Annotated in this window: 1 protein-coding gene; it reads left to right on the top strand. The window is 57.5% G+C overall.

The window, feature by feature from the left end; translation table 11 throughout:
* Window positions 1-50: 50 nt before the first annotated feature.
* Window positions 51-776 (top strand): cysteine hydrolase family protein (locus FKP33_RS26760; RefSeq protein WP_141336834.1); only part of this gene is annotated, 726 nt, incomplete at its 3' end.

Raw genomic sequence — 776 nt, 5'->3', positions numbered from 1 at the left:
TTAAGCAACGCTTGAACAAATAACTCTAAAATTTAGAAGGAGGAATTAGCATGTCGTCTTTGAAATTCACGCTGGAAAATATTGATAAGGTAATTGACAGGAGTGCCATGGTTGCACCGGAGATCGATCCGAAGCGCACGGCATTACTCGTGATGGATATGCAGCCTGTATGTACCGACCCCGATGGTGCGCTGGCCATTCCGAGCGTGGGAGGAGCCCCGAGTGGAAGGGACACGGTCGAACCGGTCGAGCGGGTCGTCAAGCGGTTCCGTGAGGAAGGCAGTCCGGTCATATGGTCTCAATGGGGCCTGAGTCCTGACGGGCTTGATAAGGGCATCTGCGCTCTGAAGTGGCCGGGCTTAAAGCCGGGCACGCCGGAGTCGCCCGCAAGCTGGGGGAACCCTCAAACCGACCATTTTGCGGGCGAACTGGAACCCCGGGAAGGGGAACCCGTCTTGCGGAGGAGCCGCTTCAGCGTCTTCGTGGGCACGCAGCTTGAAGAATACTTGCGGGAGCTTGGAACGGAGTTCCTGGTGATCGCCGGCATCACCTCGGCTAACTGCGTCCATTCCACCACGATCGACGCATGGAACAGAATTTACAAGGTCATCGTGCTTGCGGACTGCACGACCGCGGTCCCGAGTCCCCATACGCATGATGTGCCCCTAGGTTACGGGCAGCACTGGGAAGCGCTGCGGAATATCCAAATGAACTACGGCGACGTGATCACGAGCGAGGAGCTCTTCGAGAAGCTCGACGCCGCCAAGAAGTCCGAC

Source organism: Paenibacillus sp. tmac-D7, from assembly GCF_006519665.1.
GTDB lineage: Bacteria > Bacillota > Bacilli > Paenibacillales > NBRC-103111 > Paenibacillus_G > Paenibacillus_G validus.
This window is presented reverse-complemented; position numbering and strand designations above follow the sequence as displayed.